The sequence below is a fragment of the Rhodoferax aquaticus genome (assembly GCF_006974105.1).
Classification (GTDB): Bacteria; Pseudomonadota; Gammaproteobacteria; order Burkholderiales; family Burkholderiaceae_C; genus Allorhodoferax; species Allorhodoferax aquaticus_A.
The window spans coordinates 1,558,542-1,576,984 of record NZ_CP036282.1 but is presented as its reverse complement, the minus strand read 5'-3'; the positions used below and the strand labels follow the sequence as shown (position 1 = coordinate 1,576,984).

At 57.7% G+C, this 18,443-nt stretch carries 17 protein-coding genes; 12 read left to right on the top strand and 5 right to left on the bottom strand.

Translation table 11 applies throughout. The features are described from left to right. Positions 1 to 25: 25 nt before the first annotated feature. The 4 genes from dnaJ (at position 26) to EXZ61_RS07365 (ending at position 4,337) form a co-directional block, all read left to right on the top strand. A complete protein-coding gene (gene dnaJ / locus EXZ61_RS07380) occupies positions 26 to 1,153 on the top strand; it encodes a molecular chaperone DnaJ (RefSeq protein ID WP_142810505.1) in 1,128 nt (375 codons plus the stop codon). A gap of 115 nt (positions 1,154 to 1,268) precedes the next feature. Further along, the gene (locus tag EXZ61_RS07375; RefSeq protein ID WP_142810503.1) at positions 1,269 to 2,633 is read left to right on the top strand and encodes an MBL fold metallo-hydrolase RNA specificity domain-containing protein; all 1,365 of its coding nucleotides are present in this window, start codon (positions 1,269 to 1,271) and stop codon (positions 2,631 to 2,633) included. Between the two features lie 51 nt (positions 2,634 to 2,684). After that, positions 2,685 to 3,638, top strand: coding sequence for an oxygen-dependent tRNA uridine(34) hydroxylase TrhO (gene trhO, locus EXZ61_RS07370; RefSeq protein ID WP_142810501.1), 954 nt, complete (start codon positions 2,685 to 2,687; stop codon positions 3,636 to 3,638). A 42-nt stretch (positions 3,639 to 3,680) separates the two neighbouring features. Then, positions 3,681 to 4,337, top strand: coding sequence for a glutathione S-transferase (locus EXZ61_RS07365; RefSeq protein ID WP_142810499.1), 657 nt, complete (start codon positions 3,681 to 3,683; stop codon positions 4,335 to 4,337). A gap of 120 nt (positions 4,338 to 4,457) precedes the next feature. On the opposite strand, the gene EXZ61_RS07360 is transcribed toward EXZ61_RS07365, so the two are convergent. From EXZ61_RS07360 to EXZ61_RS07345, 4 genes are all read right to left on the bottom strand, one after another. Then, complete coding sequence (locus EXZ61_RS07360) at positions 4,458 to 5,411, bottom strand: NAD(P)H-dependent flavin oxidoreductase (protein WP_142810497.1); 954 nt, start codon at positions 5,409 to 5,411, stop codon at positions 4,458 to 4,460. Between the two features lie 107 nt (positions 5,412 to 5,518). Further along, entirely contained in the window at positions 5,519 to 7,309 is a 1,791-nt protein-coding gene (locus tag EXZ61_RS07355; RefSeq protein ID WP_142810495.1) for an acyl-CoA dehydrogenase, read from the bottom strand. A gap of 92 nt (positions 7,310 to 7,401) precedes the next feature. Beyond that, complete coding sequence (locus tag EXZ61_RS07350) at positions 7,402 to 8,334, bottom strand: electron transfer flavoprotein subunit alpha/FixB family protein (protein ID WP_142810493.1); 933 nt, start codon at positions 8,332 to 8,334, stop codon at positions 7,402 to 7,404. 10 nt (positions 8,335 to 8,344) lie between these two features. Continuing rightward, positions 8,345 to 9,094 carry an electron transfer flavoprotein subunit beta/FixA family protein gene (locus EXZ61_RS07345; protein WP_142810491.1) on the bottom strand — a complete coding sequence of 250 codons (750 nt, stop codon included), beginning with the start codon at positions 9,092 to 9,094 and terminating at the stop codon, positions 8,345 to 8,347. A 285-nt stretch (positions 9,095 to 9,379) separates the two neighbouring features. On the opposite strand from EXZ61_RS07345, the gene EXZ61_RS07340 reads away from it, so the two are divergent. Beyond that, complete coding sequence (locus tag EXZ61_RS07340) at positions 9,380 to 10,033, top strand: ureidoglycolate lyase (RefSeq protein ID WP_142810489.1); 654 nt, start codon at positions 9,380 to 9,382, stop codon at positions 10,031 to 10,033. 215 nt (positions 10,034 to 10,248) lie between these two features. After that, positions 10,249 to 10,704 (top strand): RidA family protein, encoded by a 456-nt coding sequence (locus tag EXZ61_RS07335; protein WP_142810487.1) that lies wholly within the window; start codon positions 10,249 to 10,251, stop codon positions 10,702 to 10,704. A 48-nt stretch (positions 10,705 to 10,752) separates the two neighbouring features. On the opposite strand, the gene EXZ61_RS07330 is transcribed toward EXZ61_RS07335, so the two are convergent. Next, positions 10,753 to 12,249 (bottom strand): NAD-dependent succinate-semialdehyde dehydrogenase, encoded by a 1,497-nt coding sequence (locus EXZ61_RS07330; protein WP_142810485.1) that lies wholly within the window; start codon positions 12,247 to 12,249, stop codon positions 10,753 to 10,755. A 259-nt stretch (positions 12,250 to 12,508) separates the two neighbouring features. On the opposite strand from EXZ61_RS07330, the gene fae reads away from it, so the two are divergent. The 6 genes from fae (at position 12,509) to EXZ61_RS07300 (ending at position 18,396) form a co-directional block, all read left to right on the top strand. Then, a complete protein-coding gene (gene fae / locus EXZ61_RS07325; RefSeq protein WP_237219118.1) occupies positions 12,509 to 13,006 on the top strand; it encodes a formaldehyde-activating enzyme in 498 nt (165 codons plus the stop codon). A 10-nt stretch (positions 13,007 to 13,016) separates the two neighbouring features. Next, on the top strand, positions 13,017 to 14,006 hold the full coding sequence (locus EXZ61_RS07320) for an aldo/keto reductase (protein WP_142810481.1): 990 nt from the start codon (positions 13,017 to 13,019) through the stop codon (positions 14,004 to 14,006). An 83-nt stretch (positions 14,007 to 14,089) separates the two neighbouring features. Then, positions 14,090 to 15,121 (top strand): ABC transporter substrate-binding protein, encoded by a 1,032-nt coding sequence (locus tag EXZ61_RS07315; RefSeq protein WP_142810480.1) that lies wholly within the window; start codon positions 14,090 to 14,092, stop codon positions 15,119 to 15,121. Positions 15,122 to 15,245: 124 nt separating this feature from the next. After that, positions 15,246 to 16,121, top strand: coding sequence for an ABC transporter permease (locus tag EXZ61_RS07310; RefSeq protein WP_142810478.1), 876 nt, complete (start codon positions 15,246 to 15,248; stop codon positions 16,119 to 16,121). A 2-nt stretch (positions 16,122 to 16,123) separates the two neighbouring features. Continuing rightward, positions 16,124 to 16,975, top strand: a complete 852-nt coding sequence (locus tag EXZ61_RS07305) for a quaternary amine ABC transporter ATP-binding protein (protein WP_142810476.1) — start codon at positions 16,124 to 16,126, stop codon at positions 16,973 to 16,975. Then, positions 16,972 to 18,396: an aldehyde dehydrogenase family protein gene (locus tag EXZ61_RS07300; protein WP_142810475.1), complete on the top strand. Its 1,425-nt coding sequence runs from the start codon at positions 16,972 to 16,974 to the stop codon at positions 18,394 to 18,396. Before EXZ61_RS07305 ends, EXZ61_RS07300 begins: the two co-directional genes overlap by 4 nt. Positions 18,397 to 18,443: the final 47 nt, after the last annotated feature.

Below are 18,443 nucleotides of genomic sequence, written 5' to 3'. Positions count from 1 at the left end.
GTGTTATCAATGGGCGCAGTAAAACATGGCCAAAAGAGACTATTACGAAGTTCTGGGAGTACCTAAAAATGCCCCGGAAGAAGAGATCAAGAAGGCATATCGCAAACTGGCGATGAAGCACCACCCTGACCGCAATCAGGGCGACTCTTCCAAGGTGGCTGAAGAAAAGTTCAAGGAAGCCAAAGAGGCTTACGAGATGCTGTCCGACGCGCAAAAGCGCGCGGCCTATGACCAACACGGCCATGCCGGTGTGGACCCCAATATGCGCGGCGGTGCAGAAGGCTATGGCGGATTTGCCGAAGCCTTTGGTGACATTTTTGGCGACATGTTTGGCCAACAGCGCGGGCGCGCAGGCGGTGGCCGACAGGTCTACCGCGGTGGCGACCTGAGCTATGCCATGGAAGTCACGCTAGAAGAAGCCGCCCGTGGCAAAGATGCGCAAATACGCATTCCTAGCTGGGACAACTGCGATGTGTGCCACGGCACCGGTGCCAAAGTGGGCACGCAGGTCAAGACTTGCGGCACCTGTAATGGCGCAGGCCAAGTGCAGATGCGGCAAGGCTTTTTCAGCGTGCAGCAAACCTGCCCGACTTGTCGAGGTTCGGGCAAGGTCATTCCCGAGCCGTGCATTGCGTGCGCAGGCCAAGGCAAGATCAAGCGCCAAAAAACGCTGGAAGTCAAAATCCCAGCAGGTATCGATGGTGGCATGCGCATCCGTAGCGCGGGCAACGGCGAACCAGGCACCAATGGCGGACCTCCGGGCGACCTGTACATTGAGATCCGCCTCAAGAAACATGACATCTTTGAGCGCGATGGCGATGATCTGCATTGCTCCGTGCCCATCAGCATGGTCACTGCGGCCTTGGGCGGCGAGATTGATGTGCCCACGCTGGCCGGTAAAGCAGCGATCGACATCCCCGAAGGCACCCAAACCGGTAAGCAATTCCGTTTGCGCGGCAAAGGTATCAAGGGTGTGCGCTCCAGCTACCCTGGCGACTTGTATTGCCACATCGCGATTGAGACGCCCGTCAAACTCACGGAGCACCAACGCCGCTTGCTCAAAGAGTTGGATGAGTCCTTCAAAAAAGGTGGTAGCAAGCATTCCCCCTCGGGCGACAGCTGGACCGACCGCTTGAAGAGCTTCTTTAGTTGATACACATCAAGTAAGCGGCACACGCCGCTTGCCCAATGAGCCGCCCGGTCTATAAACGACTTGGCGGCTTTTTTGTGCCCGCTTGGGCCGGCCTGCCAAGCTGCGAGGCAACTCCATGGGCGTTTCTCTTACTTTCTTAGGGGCTGCAGACACAGTCACCGGCTCCAAGTACTTGCTGCGCTGCGAGGGCAAGGCCTTGATGATCGACTGTGGCCTGTTTCAGGGCTACAAGCAGCTGCGCTTGCGCAACTGGGCGCCACCGCCCGAGGCTTTACGGGCGATTGACGCAGTGGTGCTCACCCATGCCCATTTAGACCACAGCGGCTACTTACCGCTGCTGGTCAAAAATGGTTTTCAGGGCCCCATATACGCATCGCCCGGTACGCGCGACTTGTGCAAAATTCTGCTGCCAGACAGTGGCCACCTACAGGAAGAAGACGCCCTATTTGCCAACCGCCATGGCTTCTCTAAACACCGCCCCGCAGAGCCTTTGTACACCCGCCAAGACGCGCTGGACTGCCTGCCACATATCAAGGCCGTGCAAGCCCATGTCTGCTTTCAGCCCATTCCCGGCTGGCGCGTCACGCTACGCCCTGCTGGGCATATTCTGGGCGCATCCAGCGTGCTGGTGGAAGTTGCGGGGCGAAGGATTCTGTTCTCAGGCGACCTGGGTCGCCCCGACGACAGTTTGATGAACCCGCCGGAGCCAGCCCCGGCAGCGGATACGGTGCTCATTGAATCCACCTACGGCAATCGCACCCACCCGCCGGAAGACCTCTTGGCAGAGCTTGGCCCTGCCCTTGCCCGCTTGGCCGCACGCGGCGGCGTGGCGGTGGTGCCCGTGTTTGCCGTGGGGCGCGCACAGGCCTTGCTCCATGCCATTGCTCAGCTCAAAGCCCAAGGCGCAGTGCCCCATGGCCTGCCTATTTTTCTGGACAGCCCCATGGCTGTGCACACCACGCATTTGTTTGAGCAGCACCCAGGCGAGCACCGCTTGAGCCGCGATGAAGTCCATGCCATGACCCACTGTGCCACCATGGTCAACAGTACCGACGAATCCAAAGCCCTAGCAAGCCGCCACGGCCCTATGGTTATTTTGTCGGCTAGCGGCATGGCCACAGGTGGACGGGTGCTGCACCACCTGGCACACCATGCTGGCAACCACCGCAATATGGTGATACTGACGGGCTACCAGTCCCCGGGCACACGCGGGGCTACGTTTGCCAGCGGGGCACGCAGCGTGCGCATCCATGGCCGTGATGTCGAGGTCAACGCCGAGATCGTGCAACTGCAGTCTGCCTCGGCCCACGCAGATGCGGGCCAGCTCTTGGCTTGGCTACGCACCATGCCCACGCCGCCCGACCAGGTGTATGTGGTGCATGGCGAAGCGGCAGCGTCGGACGCCTTGCGCGCACGCATTAGCCACGAGCTAAGCTTGCGCGCCATCGTGCCCGAGCATGGCGCAACCTGGCCCTGCTAAGAGGACTCAGCCTCTGGAGGTCGCTGCAGGAGAAAAAGGCACAATTGAGGCATGTCTGACACCACCTATCTCACCGCTGCCTTTTACAAATTTGTGGACTTGCCCGACTATGAGGCGCGCAAAGCCCCGCTGCTCGCGTTTTGCGAAGAGCACCACGTCAAAGGCCTGATTCTCTTGGCCCGTGAGGGCATCAACAGCACCATTGCCGGTGCGCCTGCCGATGTGCATGCAGTCTTGGCCTACCTGCGCAGCGACCCGTTGTTAGCTGATTTGCATCACAAAGAGTCGTTTGCCGACAAAGCCCCCTTCTACCGCATGAAAGTGCGCCTTAAAAAAGAGATCGTGACCATGGGCGTGCCGGACATCAGCCCCACCTTGATGGCGGGCACCTATGTCAAGCCTGCCGACTGGAACGCACTGATTTCTGACCCCCATGTGGTCGTGGTGGATACGCGCAACGACTACGAAGTCGAAATCGGCACCTTCAAAGGCGCGCTAGACCCACACATCCAATCGTTTTCACAATTGCCCGCATGGGTAGAGCAAGCCCAAGCACTGCAAGCACGCAGCGGCGTAAAGCCCAAGGTCGCCATGTTTTGCACCGGAGGCATACGCTGCGAAAAATCCACCGCCTATATGCGTGCCCAAGGCTATGACGAGGTCTACCACTTAGAGGGCGGCATTCTCAAGTACTTGGAAACCGTCGCCCCAGAGCAAAGTCTGTGGGAAGGCGAATGCTTTGTGTTTGACGAACGCGTCTCGGTGGGCCACGGCCTTGTGCCGGGGCAGCACCAGCTCTGCCGCGCCTGCCGCCAGCCCCTAGAAGATGGCGCCACCGAGTCCCCCTTGTTCGAACTGGGTGTGAGCTGCCCACGCTGCCACGCACACACCACCGACACACAAAAAGACAGCGCCCGCGAACGCCAACGCCAGTGGGAACTCGCCAAGGCACGCCATCAAACGCATATCGGTGCGCAACTGCCTAAGCCGCAAACCTCCCACTAGATAGAGCCCGCGCTAGCTAGTAGCTGCGCATTGAAGTCGACTATGCCCACGTCTCCCCTCCCCATTTTGTACAGCTTTAGGCGCTGCCCTTATGCCATGCGCGCTAGGCTTGCGATAGCCATCAGCGGCCAGCCGTGCGAGTTGCGGGAAGTGGTATTGCGTGACAAGCCGGAGGCATTGCGACTGGCCTCGCCTCAGGCGACCGTGCCTGTGCTGGTGTTGGCAGATAGCACGGTGATTGACCAGAGCTTGGACATCATGCTTTGGGCACTACGCCGCAATGACCCGGAGCAGTGGCTGGGCAGCACAACCGCGGCGTTGCAAGACATGCTGGCGCTGGTGGCCCAGTGCGATGGACCGTTCAAGCACCACTTGGACCGGTACAAATACCCTAACCGCCATGGCCTGAGTGATGGCTTGGCTGACCGAGCCTTGGGCGCCGAGTTCTTGCAGTTGCTTCAAGACAAGCTGGCGACGAATGGCTTTTTGGCGGGGCCGCAGCGGCAGTTGGCTGACATGGCCATTGCCCCTTTTGCGCGGCAATTTGCGCACACCGACCCGGGCTGGTTTGCGGCGCAAAACTGGCCTGCGCTTCAGGCTTGGTTGCTGCAATTTGAGGATTCGGCGCTGTACGCCTCCGTGATGGACAAGTACCCGCCGTGGGAGCCGAGCCAGGAGGTAGTGCAGTTTCCGGCCTAAGTCAAAGCACCCTGCTGCGCGTCAGAGCACTAGGCCACCAAGCCCATGTGGAGTGCGCAGGTTGCTATGTATTAAATAGCATCCTGCACACTATCCATGGGCGCAAGCGGCCATTTTTCCTTAAAAACCCAAGCGCCCGCGGGCAGCGACGTATTCGCGTTTGAGTTGGGTCACGTAATCGGCTGTACTTTGGATTTTGTTGATCGCACCAATGCCTTGGCCGCAACCCCAGATTTCTTTCCACGCCTTGGCGGATGAGCCGCCAAAGTTCATTTTGCTGGGGTCGCTCTCAGGCAGGTTGGCGGGGTCTAGGCCCGCTGCGCGGATGCTAGGCGCTAGGTAATTGCCGTGCACGCCGGTGAACAGGTTGCTGTAGACGATTTCGTCGGAGTCACTGTCCACAATGGCTTGCTTGTAGCCCTCTACGGCGCGGGCTTCGTGGGTGGCGATAAAGGCGGAGCCGATGTAGGCAAAGTCTGCGCCCATGGCTTGTGCTGCCAAGACCGCGTCGCCGGTAGAAATGGCACCACTCAAGGCCAGCGGGCCGTCAAACCATTGGCGGATTTCTTGGATCAGCGCAAACGGGCTCTTCAGCCCCGCATGGCCACCAGCGCCTGCCGCCACTGCGATCAGTCCATCCGCGCCTTTTTCAATGGCTTTGTGCGCATGTTTGTTGTTGATGACGTCGTGCAAGACCACGCCGCCGTAGGAATGCGCAGCGGCATTGATTTCTTCACGCGCGCCCAAGGACGTGATGATGATTGGCACCTTGTACTTCACGCACAAGGCCATGTCGTGCTCTAAGCGGTCATTGCTTTTGTGCACGATTTGGTTGATGGCAAATGGGGCCGCTGGTGCGTCGGGGTGGGCCGCGTTATAGGCAGCCAAGGTTTCAGTGATTTCCTTGAGCCAGTCTTCCAGCAACTCTGCAGGGCGGGCGTTGAGTGCGGGCATGGAGCCCACCACGCCAGCAATGCACTGGGCGATGACCAACTGCGGGTTGCTGATGATGAAGAGTGGCGAGCCGATCACCGGAAAAGGCAAACGGTTCAAAGGTGCTGGCAATGTGGACATGCTTGTCTCCTCAGAATAGGTTTTATTGGGAAAATATGCCGTTTGCGCCCATGAAATATGCGTAGGCGGCTACTATTTACATAGCAACCACCTGCAACACACTGGTCTTAAAAAGCGTCAAGCGCCAATTCAGTAACGCAATCAGCGCCTTCCACAATGCTGTCGCGCAGGCCGGGGGCCTTCACCAAAATATGGTCTGCGTAGAAGCGGGCTGTGGTGATCTTGGCTTGCATAAACGCGTTGTCCACACCTGCGGCCAGTTGCTCTTGGGCCACCAACAAGGCGCGCGCCAATTGCCAGCCTGCCATCACGTTGCCTGCCAGCATGAGGTACGGCACGCTGCCAGAAAACACGGCATTAGGGCTGGCTTTGGTGTTGCCCGCCACAAACTCAATCACGTCCACCAAAGCCTCACGTGCCGCCTTGAGGCGCTTGGCCACGGCGACCGCGTGGCTGCTGGCGCTTTGCAGCAATGCAGCTTCGGTGGCCTCGATTTGGCTCACGATGGCTTTGGCCGTTTGGCCACCATCGCGTGCGGTTTTGCGGCCCACCAAGTCATTGGCTTGGATGGCGGTGGTGCCTTCGTAGATGGTCAAAATCTTGGCATCACGGTAGTACTGGGCTACGCCGGTTTCTTCAATAAAGCCCATGCCACCATGCACTTGCACGGCCAGCGAGGTCACTTCTAAGCTCATCTCGGTGCTGTAGCCTTTGATGAGAGGCACCATGAATTCATAAAACGCTTGGTGGGTTTTGCGCACCTCAGCATCAGGGTGGTGGTGTGCGTTGTCATAAGCGCTGGCGCCTACGCTGGACAAGGCACGGCAACCCTCGGTGTAGGCGCGCATGGTCATCAGCATGCGGCGCACATCGGGGTGGTGAATGATGGGGGCGCTGGCCGCAATCGAACCGTCCACCGGGCGACTTTGCACACGGTCTTTGGAAAACTGCACGGCCTTTTGGTAAGCGCGCTCGGCAATCGCAATGCCCTGCACGCCCACGCCGTAGCGCGCGGCGTTCATCATGATAAACATGTATTCCAAGCCACGGTTTTCTTGGCCTACCAGGTAGCCCACCGCACCGCCGTGGTCGCCATATTGCAGCACTGCGGTTGGGCTGGCCTTAATGCCCATTTTGTGTTCGATGGAAACGCAGTGCACATCGTTGCGGGCCCCCAAAGAACCGTCTTTGTTCACCATGAACTTGGGCACCACAAACAGGCTAATGCCCTTCACGCCTTCGGGCGCGCCACTCACGCGGGCCAAGACCAAATGGACGATGTTCTCGGCCATGTCGTGCTCACCCCAGGTGATGAAGATCTTGGTGCCAAACACCTTGTAGGTGCCGTCAGGTTGGGGTTCCGCGCGGCTGCGCACCATGGCCAGGTCAGAGCCTGCTTGGGGCTCAGTCAAGTTCATGGTGCCGGTCCACTTGCCGCTGACCAGGTTTTCCAGATAGGTGGCTTTGAGCTCGTCTGAGCCAGCAGTGAGCAGGGCCTCAATGGCACCGTCGCTGAGCAAGGGGCACAGGGCAAAGCTCATATTGGCCGAGTTCTGCATTTCACCGCATGCGGAGCCAATGGTTTTAGGCAGGCCTTGGCCACCAAAGTCCGTGGGGTGTTGCAGCCCTTGCCAGCCGCCTTGCACAAACTGCGCAAAGGCTTCTTTAAAGCCCGCTGTCGCGGTGACCTTGCCGTCGGCCCAGCTGCTGGGGGCTTTGTCGCCTTCCCAGTTCAGCGGTGCCAGCACCTCTTGGGTGAACTTAGCCGCCTCTTCCAACACGGCTTGCGCCGTATCAAAACCAGCATCTTCAAAGCCCGGCAGTTGGGCAATTTGGTCGATATTGGCCAGATGCTGCATGTTGAACAACATGTCTTTGACAGGGGCGACATAGCTCATGGGAGTCTCCGAAAAGTTCTTGAATCAAGCAAAACACAATGTGCACGCGAAAAAAAAGGGCACCGCGCGCGATGCCCTTGTTGCCTTCTCGCTTAGAGCGCCGCAATCAGTTCGGGCACTGCCACAAACAAATCGGCCTCTAAACCGTAATCCGCCACGCTGAAAATAGGCGCTTCGGGGTCTTTGTTGATGGCCACAATGACCTTGGAATCTTTCATACCGGCCAAGTGCTGGATTGCGCCGCTGATACCGCAGGCCACATACAGCTGAGGTGCCACGATCTTGCCGGTTTGGCCCACTTGCCAGTCGTTAGGTGCGTAGCCCGCGTCCACTGCAGCGCGGGACGCGCCCATGGCAGCACCGAGCTTGTCAGCCAAGGGGGTCATGACTTCGGTGAACTTTTCGCTAGAACCCAAAGCACGGCCGCCGGACACGATGATCTTGGCAGCAGTCAACTCAGGGCGATCGTTCTTGGCGATTTCAGAGCCAACGTACTGCACACCTGCGTGGGCAGCCGCTGCAGCAATGGTTTCCACTGCTGCGCTGCCACCAGTGGCAGCTGCGGGGTCAAAGCCTGTAGTACGCACGGTCAGCACTTTGGTAGCGTCTTGGCTTTGCACGGTGGCAATAGCGTTACCCGCATAGATAGGGCGCTCAAAGGTATCAGCGCTTACCACTTTGGTGATGTCAGAGACTTGGCCCACATCCAACAAAGCCGCCACGCGTGGGGCAATGTTTTTGCCTGATGCGGTAGCGGGGAACACCAAGTGGCTGTAGCCAGCGGCCACGGCCAGCACTTGGGCTGCCACGTTTTCGGCCAAGCCGTGCGCAAAAGCGTCAGAGTCCGCGTGCAGCACTTTGCTAACGCCTGCGATTTGTGCGGCGGCAGCGGCAGCGGCAGCGGCGTTGCTACCAGCGACCAAAACATGCACATCACCACCGCATTGGGCAGCAGCGCTTACGGTATTGAGAGTGGCACCCTTGATGGATGCGTTGTCGTGTTCAGCGATTACGAGAGCAGTCATGGTGTGTTCCTTAGATGACCTTGGCTTCATTCTTCAACTTGGCGACCAAAGTAGCCACGTCAGGCACTTTGATACCGGCGCTGCGCTTAGCGGGTTCCGCCACGCTCAGGGTCTTAATGCGGGGTGCCACATTCACGCCCAAATCTTCGGGCTTGAAGATGTCGAGCTGCTTCTTCTTGGCCTTCATGATGTTGGGCAAGGTCACGTAGCGGGGCTCGTTCAAACGCAGGTCGGTGGTCACGATGGCAGGCAATGTGACAGACAGGGTTTCCAAGCCGCCGTCCACTTCACGGGTGACGCTGGCTTTGCCATCGGCCACTTCGACCTTACTGGCGAATGTGGCTTGGGGCAGGTTAGCCAAAGCAGCCAGCATTTGGCCCGTTTGGTTGCAGTCATCGTCAATGGCTTGCTTGCCCAAGATCACCAAACCAGGTTGCTCTTTGTCCACCAAGGCTTTGAGCAATTTGGCCACTGCCAAGGGTTGCAGTTCTTCAGAAGTTTCGACCAAGATGCCACGGTCTGCGCCGATGGCCATGGCGGTGCGCAAAGTCTCTTGGCATTGGGTAACGCCACAAGAAACAGCGATCACTTCGGTGACCACACCCTTTTCTTTGAGACGCACGGCCTCTTCAATAGCGATTTCGTCAAAAGGGTTCATGCTCATTTTGACGTTGGCGATATCTACACCGGTGTTGTCCGACTTCACGCGGACCTTCACGTTGTAGTCCACCACACGCTTGACTGCGACCAGGACTTTCATTGCTTCAACTCCAGAGGTTTACGAATAGGGCTTTTACTTGACGTACACGTCAACTGATTGATTCTATGCCGCACCGCATCATTACAAAATAGAACGATCGTGCTTTTTTGCAAATTATAGCCAGACTTTTCACAACGCATGCTTGATTTCCTAGACAGAACGCACCAGACTGCAAAGACAGCAGTGGTATGGCCGCTTTCTTCGCGGTTTGAACCGTATGTCATTTTGGTGCAATGGTGTTGTCGCAATGTAGTGCGTTGCCAAGAAGTTTCAGGGAACATCACGATGAACAAGCCTTTTGACTACCTCCACCCTGCCCTACCCGTGGGCCTGAAACGCGTGCGCATGCCTGTGGTCGCGGCCACCGCGGAGTCACTTAAAAAATATGGCGTGCTGGTGCAAGACCCTGAGGCCCAAAAAATTGAAATCAAGCGCTGGCCTGCCGAGGGCTGGCGGCCGGTGGACGAAGACTCTGGCAACGAGGCCGGAACCACCCAAGGCGAGTTTGTGAGCCAGTGGCGTGGCGACATTTTGTACGGCCGCAACGAAGCCGTAGGCGGCCACTATGTCTTGGGCTACACCCAAATGCCCGAGAAGGCAGACCCCAACCACCAACGCAAGCCCACCCACATCATGCTGTGGCATGCCAACTACCACCCCGATGGGGGGCAGCTGTTTTTCCCCATCGACAAAAAGCCCTTCTTGGTGCCGCTGGCACTGCCCGGGGATGACGTCAAACCGGCGCACTTTGTGTGCTTTTACTTCGACGGCACCCAAGGCTTGTACATCCACCCCAACGTCTGGCACGAGGGTGTGTTTGGGCTAGAAGGCACACAACGCTTTTATGACAAGCAAGGCGCCGTGCATGCCCGCGTGAGTGTGGACTTTGCACGCGAGTTTGGCTGCTTGCTGGACGCCACCATCCCCACCGTGCAATAGACGCACAGACCTGCCTACACCGCCAGATCGGCGAGAATGCAGCCCATGCACGGCTGCACCAGCCGCACAGCATGGCGTGGCGTGGCAGAGCAACTCTGACTTCAACTGCTCTGCAACTCACGCCATTTGCTATGCATTTGGTAGCTGGTTGCGCAATACCCATGGGCGCAAATGGCATATTTACCTCTAAAAACCATCACACAAGGACACACACCATGAGCATTTACGACAAACTGGCTGAACTCAACATCACCCTGCCCCCCGTGGCCGCACCGGTTGCTGCCTACGTGCCCTTTGTGCAAAGCGGCAACTTGGTGTTTTTGAGCGGCCACATTGCCAAGAAAGATGGCAAAGCTTGGGTAGGCCAATTGGGCAACACCACAGAAACCGCTGAAGGCCAACAAGCCGCGCGTGCTGTGGCTATTGATTTGATGGGCACTTTGCACGCCGCTGTGGGCGACTTGAACCGCATCAAACGCATCATCAAGCTCACCTCTTTGGTGAACTCCACAGGCAGCTACACCGAGCACCACCTGGTCACCAACGGCTGCAGCGATTTGTTTGCTGCCGTGTTTGGCGAAAAAGGTGCACACGCCCGCGCGGCCTACGGCGTCGCGCAGCTGCCTTTGGGCGCGTGCGTGGAAATCGACTTGGTGGCGGAAGTCGTTTAAGACGCACCCTCTGAAACGGCGCGCCCACATGTGCGCGCCGTTTGCCCCTTAGGCGCGCTTGCGCAAGCCGCCCATCAGCACGTACTTCAGCTCCATATAGTCATCGATCCCATACTGCGAGCCTTCGCGCCCTTGGCCTGACTCTTTGACACCGCCAAAGGGGGCTATTTCGGTACTGATGATGCCCTCATTCACACCCACGATGCCGCACTCCAGTTGTTCCGCCACCGCCCACACACGGGCCAGGTCGCGGCTGTAGAAATAGGCGGACAAACCAAACGGCGTGTCATTGGCCAGTGCAATGGCCTGCGCCTCCGTGGTGAAGCGGTAGCAGGCCGCTACGGGCCCAAAGGTTTCTTCTTGCGCCATTTGCATGTCCGTAGTAGCGCCGGTGATGACGGTAGGCGCATAAAACGTGCCGCCTAAGGCATGGCGCTGGCCGCCGCACAACACTTGGGCGCCTTGCGCCACAGCATCTGCCACATGGCGCTCAACCTTAGCCAAAGCAGCGGTGTTGATGAGCGGGCCCTGCTCAGCACCTACCTCGGTGGCAGGTGCTACTTTCAGTGCTCGCACGCGCTGCGCCAGTTTTTGTGTAAAGGCTTCAAACACGGCGTCTTGCACCAAAAAGCGGTTCACGCACACACAGGTTTGGCCGGTATTGCGAAACTTGGAAGCCATAGCACCGTCCACCGCAGCGTCAATGTCGGCGTCGTCAAACACGATAAACGGGGCATTGCCACCCAACTCCAACGAGACCTTTTTCAAGGTATGCGCAGCCTGCCCCATGAGCAACTTGCCAATGCGGGTAGAGCCCGTGAACGAGAGTTTGCGCACAACCGGGCTTTGCATCCACGCCTCGCCAATGGCTTGGGCGTCGCCACTCACCACATTGAGCACACCTGCTGGCACGCCCGCCAACTCACCTAACACGGCCAGCGCGTGGGCGCTCAGCGGTGTTTCTTCAGAAGGCTTGAGCACCACCGTACAGCCTGCTGCGAGCGCCGGTCCAACCTTGCGGGTCACCATGGCCAGAGGAAAATTCCAAGGCGTAATGGCCGCTACCACGCCCACCGGCTGCTTGAGCACCAAGACACGTGCGTCCGCCTTGTGCGACGGAATGACATCGCCATTGGCACGTTTGGCCTCTTCGCCAAACCACTCCAAAAAGCTAGCGGCATAAGCCACCTCACCACGCGCCTCCGCCAAGGGTTTGCCTTGCTCGGTGCACAAGATCAAGGCCAAGTCATCTTGGTGGTGCAGCATCAAATCCGCCCAACGGCGCAGAACACCTGCGCGCTCTTTGCCTGTAGTGCTGCGCCATTGCACCAAGGCCGTGGCGGCGGCGTCAACGGCATCGAGCGCTTGCGGCGCGCCTGACTTGGCCACTTGGGCGAGCACCTCGCCACTGGCAGGGTTGGTGACCGCATAGCGCGCATCGCTAGAGGTCCAGTGCCCTTGGATATAACTCTCGGTTTGTAAAAGCTGGGGGAATTGCAAGCGTGATTGCAGGGCGATAAAGGCTGGTGTGGTCGTGGTTGGCATAGGAAATGAAGGTGCAAGCAGGTGCTAAGCGCATGAGGTAAAGCGCGCAATGTAGGACGCCACGCCAGGCACCACAAACGACTTTTTTGATGCAGGTGCATGAGCCATTCGCATAGCCCAAGGGTTAACACCCAAGGTATGAGTTTTTGTCATGCGTGCGCGCCACATTAATCGTTTGCGACATAGGTGCATGGCTTCGCACAATGCAGCCAGTAATCGCAAAACCAACATTTCAAACCCGCAAGGAGACAGGCAAACCATGTACATCGGTGAATCATTTATTGGCAGCGGCCCCAATGCAGCCCACATCAACGTGATGGTGGGGCCTCGTACCGGCCCCGTGGGTTCGGCCTGGGCGGGAGCACTCTCGTCCCCGACCAAGGGGCACCTGCCTTACATGGTGGTGCTGCAGCCGGGTGTGCCCGTCAAGCCCATGACAGCGTTCATCAACAAAGCCGACCTGCGCGGCGAGCAGCACGAAAACATGACCTGGGGCCCTGCCCAAGCGGGTGTGGCCAAAGGCGTGCAAGAGTGTTTGCTAGAAGGCATCTTGCCAGTCGAGGCGGAAAATGACTGGTGCGTGATTGCTGCGGTATGGGTGAATTGGTCCGCCCACGACGCCGACGAAGTGTTCGCCAACAACTACGCCGCAGCAAAAGGTGCCGTGACTGCCGCCATGCGCCAAGAGCCCACGCTCGACGTAGTGCGCAAGGCAGCACTCGATGTGAAGAACCCGTTTTACACCCCTAAGGCCTGAGGAAGTCGATATGGAATACGTCAACCTCGGCAACACGGGCATGAAGGTGTCGCGCCTGTGTTTGGGCACCATGGGCTTTGGTACGCCCCAGTGGCGCAAATGGGTACTCGATGAAACGGCATCTACCCCGGTAATTCAGGCGGCCATTGCGCGCGGCATTAACTTCATTGACTTGGCCGACTTCTACTCAATCGGCGTGTCTGAAGAGGTGGTGGGGCGCGCCATACGCCAAGTGCCACGGCACAAGTTGGTCCTAGCCTCCAAGTGCCTGTACGCCATGAGTGATGACGTGAACGACCAAGGTTTGTCACGCAAGCACATCATGCATGCGGTGGATGCCTCCTTGCGCCGCATCGGCACGGACTACTTGGATCTGTTTGTGGTGCATGGTTTTGACCCATCCACCCCGATGGAAGAAACCATGCAGGCGCTGAACGACGTGGTGCGCGCTGGCAAAGTGCGTTACATCGGTGCATCCACCATGTACGCTTGGCAATTCGTGAAGATGAATTACCTCGCCAAGCTCAATGGCTGGACGCCCTTTGTTTCCATGCAATGCCAGCTCAATGCAGCCTACCGTGAAGAAGAGCGCGAAATGATTCCCTATTGCCAACATGAGGGCATTGCTGTAACTCCGTTCTCCCCCTTGGCACGCGGCTTACTGAGCGGCAATGCTGACTCGCTGCGCAACACCACGGACCAGTTCACCACACTGCAGTACAACGACCCAACTAGCCTAGACATAGCCAAGGCAGTGGCCAAGGTGGCACAGGCGCGCGGCGTGCTGTCGTCCCAAGTGGCTCTGGCGTGGGTGAACAGCAGGCCGGGCGTAACGTCCACCTTGATTGGAGTGGAAACCACTAGCCAGCTAGACCAAAACATCGCTGCGCTAGACATTAAGCTCACACCTGAAGAGCTGGCCGAAATAGACCGCTGGTACACACCCTGTGACGTGATCAATGACTACAACGTGGCGCGCATCCCCCGCAGCGCGCGCTAACTTCTGAAAAGCTCGCCGCTATGGGCATGCGGCGAGCCGAACATAAGAGCCCTTGATTCCATATAACCCTAGGAGACAACAACATGCGTACCCCATTGATTTCTACCCTCGCGCTGGCAGCTGCGGCTTTCACACTGCCTGCACTTGCCCAAACCAAACCCGCTTGGTGTGCGGCAGACAAGCCCGTCAAATTTGCGGGCATCACCTGGGAAAGTGGCCAGTTCTATACCGAACTGGCGCGCTTCTTTGTAGAAAACGGCTTTGGTTGCAAAACCGAAATTGTGCCCGGCAGCACGGCGGTTACCGAAACTGCCTTGGTATCCAACGACTTGCAAGTATGGATGGAGCAATGGGGCGGCCGCACCGACATCATTCGCAAAGGCAAAGAAGCAGGCAAGGTGGACTTGGTGGGCAGCCTGCTGAAAGACGGAACGGTTGAGGGCTGGTATGTGCCCGAGTATGTGGTCAAAGGTGACGCCAAGCGCAACATCAAGGCAGTAGCACCCGACCTGAAGTCTGTGGCCGACTTGCCCAAGTACAAAGACTTGTTTAAAGACGATGAAGACCCGTCCAAAGGCCGCTTCTTGAACTGCCCCACAGGCTGGGACTGCGAAAAGAACAACAACCAGAAGATGAAGGCCTACAAGCTCAACGCCACTTACACTAACTTCAAACCTGGCACCGGCGGCGCGCTGGACGCAACTATCGCCTCGGCCGTCGAACGTGGTCGCCCTATCCTGTTTTACTACTGGTCGCCCGCTGGGCTGATGGGTAAGTACAAGTTTGTGCAACTGCAAGAGCCCGCGTTTAACGAAGCGTGCTGGAAAACCATCTTCGGCTCCACCACCGATGAGGCCTGCGGTTCAGCCACGCCCTCTACCAACCTGAGCGTGGGCGTATCCACTCCGTTCAAGAAGGATGCACCAGAGGTCATCAAATTCTTGTCGGCCCTGCAAATGTCTGGCGACCAGCTCAACCCCATCATTGCCGAAATGGGCGAAAAGAAGACCCCAGCCGCCGATATGGCCAAGAAGTTTGTAGCCAATAACAAGGCCATTTGGAGCACATGGGTGCCAGCATCTATGGTGGCTCAAATTGAGGCCAAGGCCAAGTAAAGCGCCCTAAGCCCTAGGCGCGCAGCAACGGTGGTGTGTGGCTTTGGCCCACGCCCGTGGTGCGCGCCTAGCGCGGAGCTTGGCTGCTACATTGCGCCAGCAACCACCCAATGAGACAGGCCCCATGGATACCTCTGTATTTCTGAAAATCTCGTTTGCCGATGCACTCAACGCGTGGATTGAATCCATCGTGGTGAATTACGGCGACTTTTTGCACGAAGTTTCTGCTTTTCTGCTGCAGACACTCTTAGTGCCCATTGAAAAATTCTTGATTGCTGCGCCGCCTGTAGCGGTGTTGGCATTTATTGGTGTCGTGGCCTGGTTTGGCCTACGCCGCGTGGGGCTTACGGTCGCCTTTGTTGCATCGCTCTACTTCATCGGCTGCTTGGGCCTTTGGGAAAAGACCATGCAGACCCTGGCCATCATGCTGGTGTCGATTATTTTGTGCTTGATTGCTGGGCTACCTATTGGCATCTTGATGGCACGGCATCGCTGGTTGTCACGCGTGCTCACGCCTGTGCTTGACGTGATGCAAACCTTCCCCATGTTTGTCTACATGTTGCCAGCAGTGATGTTGTTTTCGATCGGCAAAGTGCCTGCCGTGATCGCCACTTTGATCTACTCTTTGCCACCACTCATTCGTTTAACGGAGCTTGGCATACGCCAAGTGGATGCAGAGGTGCGCGAAGCCGCGACTTCGTTTGGTGCTAGCACCTGGCAAATCTTGCTGTGGGTACAGCTACCACTGGCCCGGCCCTCCATCATGGCGGGCATTAACCAAACCACCATGATGGCTTTGGCCATGGTCGTGGTCGCCTCCATGATTGGTGCGCGTGGGCTAGGTGAAGACATCTTGCACGGTCTGACCAACTTGGACTTTGGCAAGGGCGCCCATGCCGGTGTAGCCGTGGTGATTTTGGCCATTGTGATTGACCGTATTTCCCAGTCATATGGTTTGACAGCGCGCCAGCGCGCTGCGTTGTCCAAGAAAGGCGGCTAAGCATGGCTGCGATGATTTCTATCCAAAACGTTTACAAAGTATTTGGCGTAAACGCCAAGCAAGGCTTGGAGATGGTTTTGCAGTCTTGCGACAAACGCAAAGTGCTGGAGGCCACCGGCTGCTCGGTGGGCCTGACGAACGTGTCACTCGACATTGAAGAGGGTGAGATTTTTGTTGTGATGGGGCTGTCTGGGTCAGGAAAGTCAACACTAATTCGGCACATCAACCGGCTGATAGAGCCCTCCGCAGGGGCCATAAAAATCCGCGGCAAAGACGTGCTGAAGATGGGCGATGCGGAACTGCGCAAGTTGCGTCAAACCACGGTCAGCATGGTGTTTCAAAGCTTTGGCCTGCTACCCCACTGGAATGTGATTGATAACGCGGCCTACGGGCTTTTTGTCAGCGGCCTCTCTAAAAAAGCGGCCCGAGCGCAAGCCATGCCGTGGTTAGAAAAGGTCGGCCTGGCCGACTACGCCAACAAATACCCCGATGAACTATCTGGCGGTATGCGCCAGCGCGTGGGCTTGGCGCGCGCACTTACCGTAAACGCAGAAGTGTTGCTGATGGACGAGGCGTTTTCCGCGCTGGACCCCTTGATCCGCCATGACATGCAAGACCTGCTCTTGGAGCTACAACGCAGTCTCAAAAAAACCATTGTGTTTGTGACCCATGACTTGGATGAAGCGATTCGCATTGGCGCACGTATTGCCATCTTGCGTGACGGCGAACTGGTACAAGTTGGCACACCGCAAGACATATTGCAGCGCCCCGCTAACGACTACGTGCGCCGTTTTGTGGATAAGCGCGGCAACACCGAAGTAAGCCAGCCGAGCGCAGAGGTGGCACACGCATGAGCCACTACCTCAATTTCATAGGCCAAACGTTTGTCGATACGCCCCATGGCCATCGGTTTTCCGTCACCAACCCTGCAACGGGCCAGCCTGGTGCGAGCGTGGTAGAGGCCAGTGAGCAACAAGTATTGGAGGCAGTGGACAAAGCGCATGCTGCACAGCGCAGCTGGAAAAAGACACCGTCTGCGCAGCGCGCCGTCCACATGGAGGCACTTGCACAACTGCTGGTGCAACGTGCAGGCTTGATAGGCCAAGCGCTAGCGCTTGAGTCGGGAAAAAGCCTAGAAGACGCGACCAATGAAACCATGTATGCCGCCGAGATACTGCGCTTTCACGCGCAATGGGCGCGCCGGGTAGAAGGCGAGATCATTCCCAGCGACAGCCCTGACGAAAACTTGCTGCTGTACCGCGAGCCCATGGGGGTGGTTGCGTGCTTGATTCCGTTTAACTACCCGGTGTACACCTTGCTGCGCAAGATTGCGCCTGCACTCATTACGGGCAATGCCGTATTGGTGCGCCCCAGTAACAATACCCCGACCTCTGCGCTAGAGATCGCGCGCTGTGTGCAAGACAGCGGCTTCCCCGGCAACTTGATTCAGATCATGGTGATGAGCCATGCAAGCGCGCAGCGCATGTGCATGCACCCCAAGGTGGCCATGATGACGCTCACCGGCAGCGTGCAAGCCGGGCAAAAGGTAATAGGCTACTCACGAGCGAACATTGCCAAAGTGTCATTGGAACTGGGGGGCAAGACCCCGGTGATCGTGGAGCCAGATGCCGACTTGGATGCGGTAGCCCTTGCCATTGTCAACGCCAAACTCACCCACTGCGGCCAGTTGTGCACCGCGCCTGAACGGGTCTATGCCCATACGTCTATTCACGATGCCATAGTCCAAAAGCTACATGCAGCCATGCTGGCAAAGACGCATGGAGACCGAGCGACCAACGCAAGCTTTGTGGGCCCCTTGGTCAGTGCTTCTGCACGCGCCAACATTCACGCCATGGTGCAACGCGCTGTCGCAGCCGGTGCACACGTGCTGTGCGGAGGGACGATACCTGAAGGCCCGGGCTACTTTTACCCACCTACGCTGCTGACCCATTGCGAGCAGCACTCAGAAATTGTGCAAGAAGAGTTGTTCGGCCCTGTGTTACCTGTGCTGCGCTATACACATTTGGACCAAGCACTGGAATGGGCCAATGACCACCAGTTTGGCCTGAGTTCCGTGCTGTTTACGTCTGATTTGCGCAAGGCCATGCACGTTGCCAATGGCATTGAGAGCGGAGAGCTGTACATCAACCGCATGCCTGCAGACCCCTATCAGGGCTATCACGCAGGCTGGAAGCGGTCTGGCCTAGGGGGCGACGATGGCAAGCACGGCATGCTGGAATTCACCCAAACGCGCTTGGTCGTTATGAAGTACTAAGGTACCAACGGCCACATATCCATTTGCTTGTGCAGAAACCCAAAACA

Coding starts and splice junctions, on each gene's coding strand:
- trhO (WP_142810501.1), top strand. CDS start 2,685: ATGTCTGACACCACCTATCTCACCGCTGCCTTTTACAAATTTGTGGAC.
- EXZ61_RS07350 (WP_142810493.1), bottom strand. CDS start 8,334: ATGACTGCTCTCGTAATCGCTGAACACGACAACGCATCCATCAAGGGT.
- EXZ61_RS07340 (WP_142810489.1), top strand. CDS start 9,380: ATGAACAAGCCTTTTGACTACCTCCACCCTGCCCTACCCGTGGGCCTG.
- EXZ61_RS07330 (WP_142810485.1), bottom strand. CDS start 12,249: ATGCCAACCACGACCACACCAGCCTTTATCGCCCTGCAATCACGCTTG.
- EXZ61_RS07315 (WP_142810480.1), top strand. CDS start 14,090: ATGCGTACCCCATTGATTTCTACCCTCGCGCTGGCAGCTGCGGCTTTC.
- EXZ61_RS07365 (WP_142810499.1), top strand. CDS start 3,681: ATGCCCACGTCTCCCCTCCCCATTTTGTACAGCTTTAGGCGCTGCCCT.
- EXZ61_RS07355 (WP_142810495.1), bottom strand. CDS start 7,309: ATGAGCTATGTCGCCCCTGTCAAAGACATGTTGTTCAACATGCAGCAT.
- EXZ61_RS07310 (WP_142810478.1), top strand. CDS start 15,246: ATGGATACCTCTGTATTTCTGAAAATCTCGTTTGCCGATGCACTCAAC.
- dnaJ (WP_142810505.1), top strand. CDS start 26: ATGGCCAAAAGAGACTATTACGAAGTTCTGGGAGTACCTAAAAATGCC.
- EXZ61_RS07320 (WP_142810481.1), top strand. CDS start 13,017: ATGGAATACGTCAACCTCGGCAACACGGGCATGAAGGTGTCGCGCCTG.
- EXZ61_RS07300 (WP_142810475.1), top strand. CDS start 16,972: ATGAGCCACTACCTCAATTTCATAGGCCAAACGTTTGTCGATACGCCC.
- EXZ61_RS07345 (WP_142810491.1), bottom strand. CDS start 9,094: ATGAAAGTCCTGGTCGCAGTCAAGCGTGTGGTGGACTACAACGTGAAG.
- EXZ61_RS07305 (WP_142810476.1), top strand. CDS start 16,124: ATGGCTGCGATGATTTCTATCCAAAACGTTTACAAAGTATTTGGCGTA.
- fae (WP_237219118.1), top strand. CDS start 12,509: ATGTACATCGGTGAATCATTTATTGGCAGCGGCCCCAATGCAGCCCAC.
- EXZ61_RS07360 (WP_142810497.1), bottom strand. CDS start 5,411: ATGTCCACATTGCCAGCACCTTTGAACCGTTTGCCTTTTCCGGTGATC.
- EXZ61_RS07375 (WP_142810503.1), top strand. CDS start 1,269: ATGGGCGTTTCTCTTACTTTCTTAGGGGCTGCAGACACAGTCACCGGC.
- EXZ61_RS07335 (WP_142810487.1), top strand. CDS start 10,249: ATGAGCATTTACGACAAACTGGCTGAACTCAACATCACCCTGCCCCCC.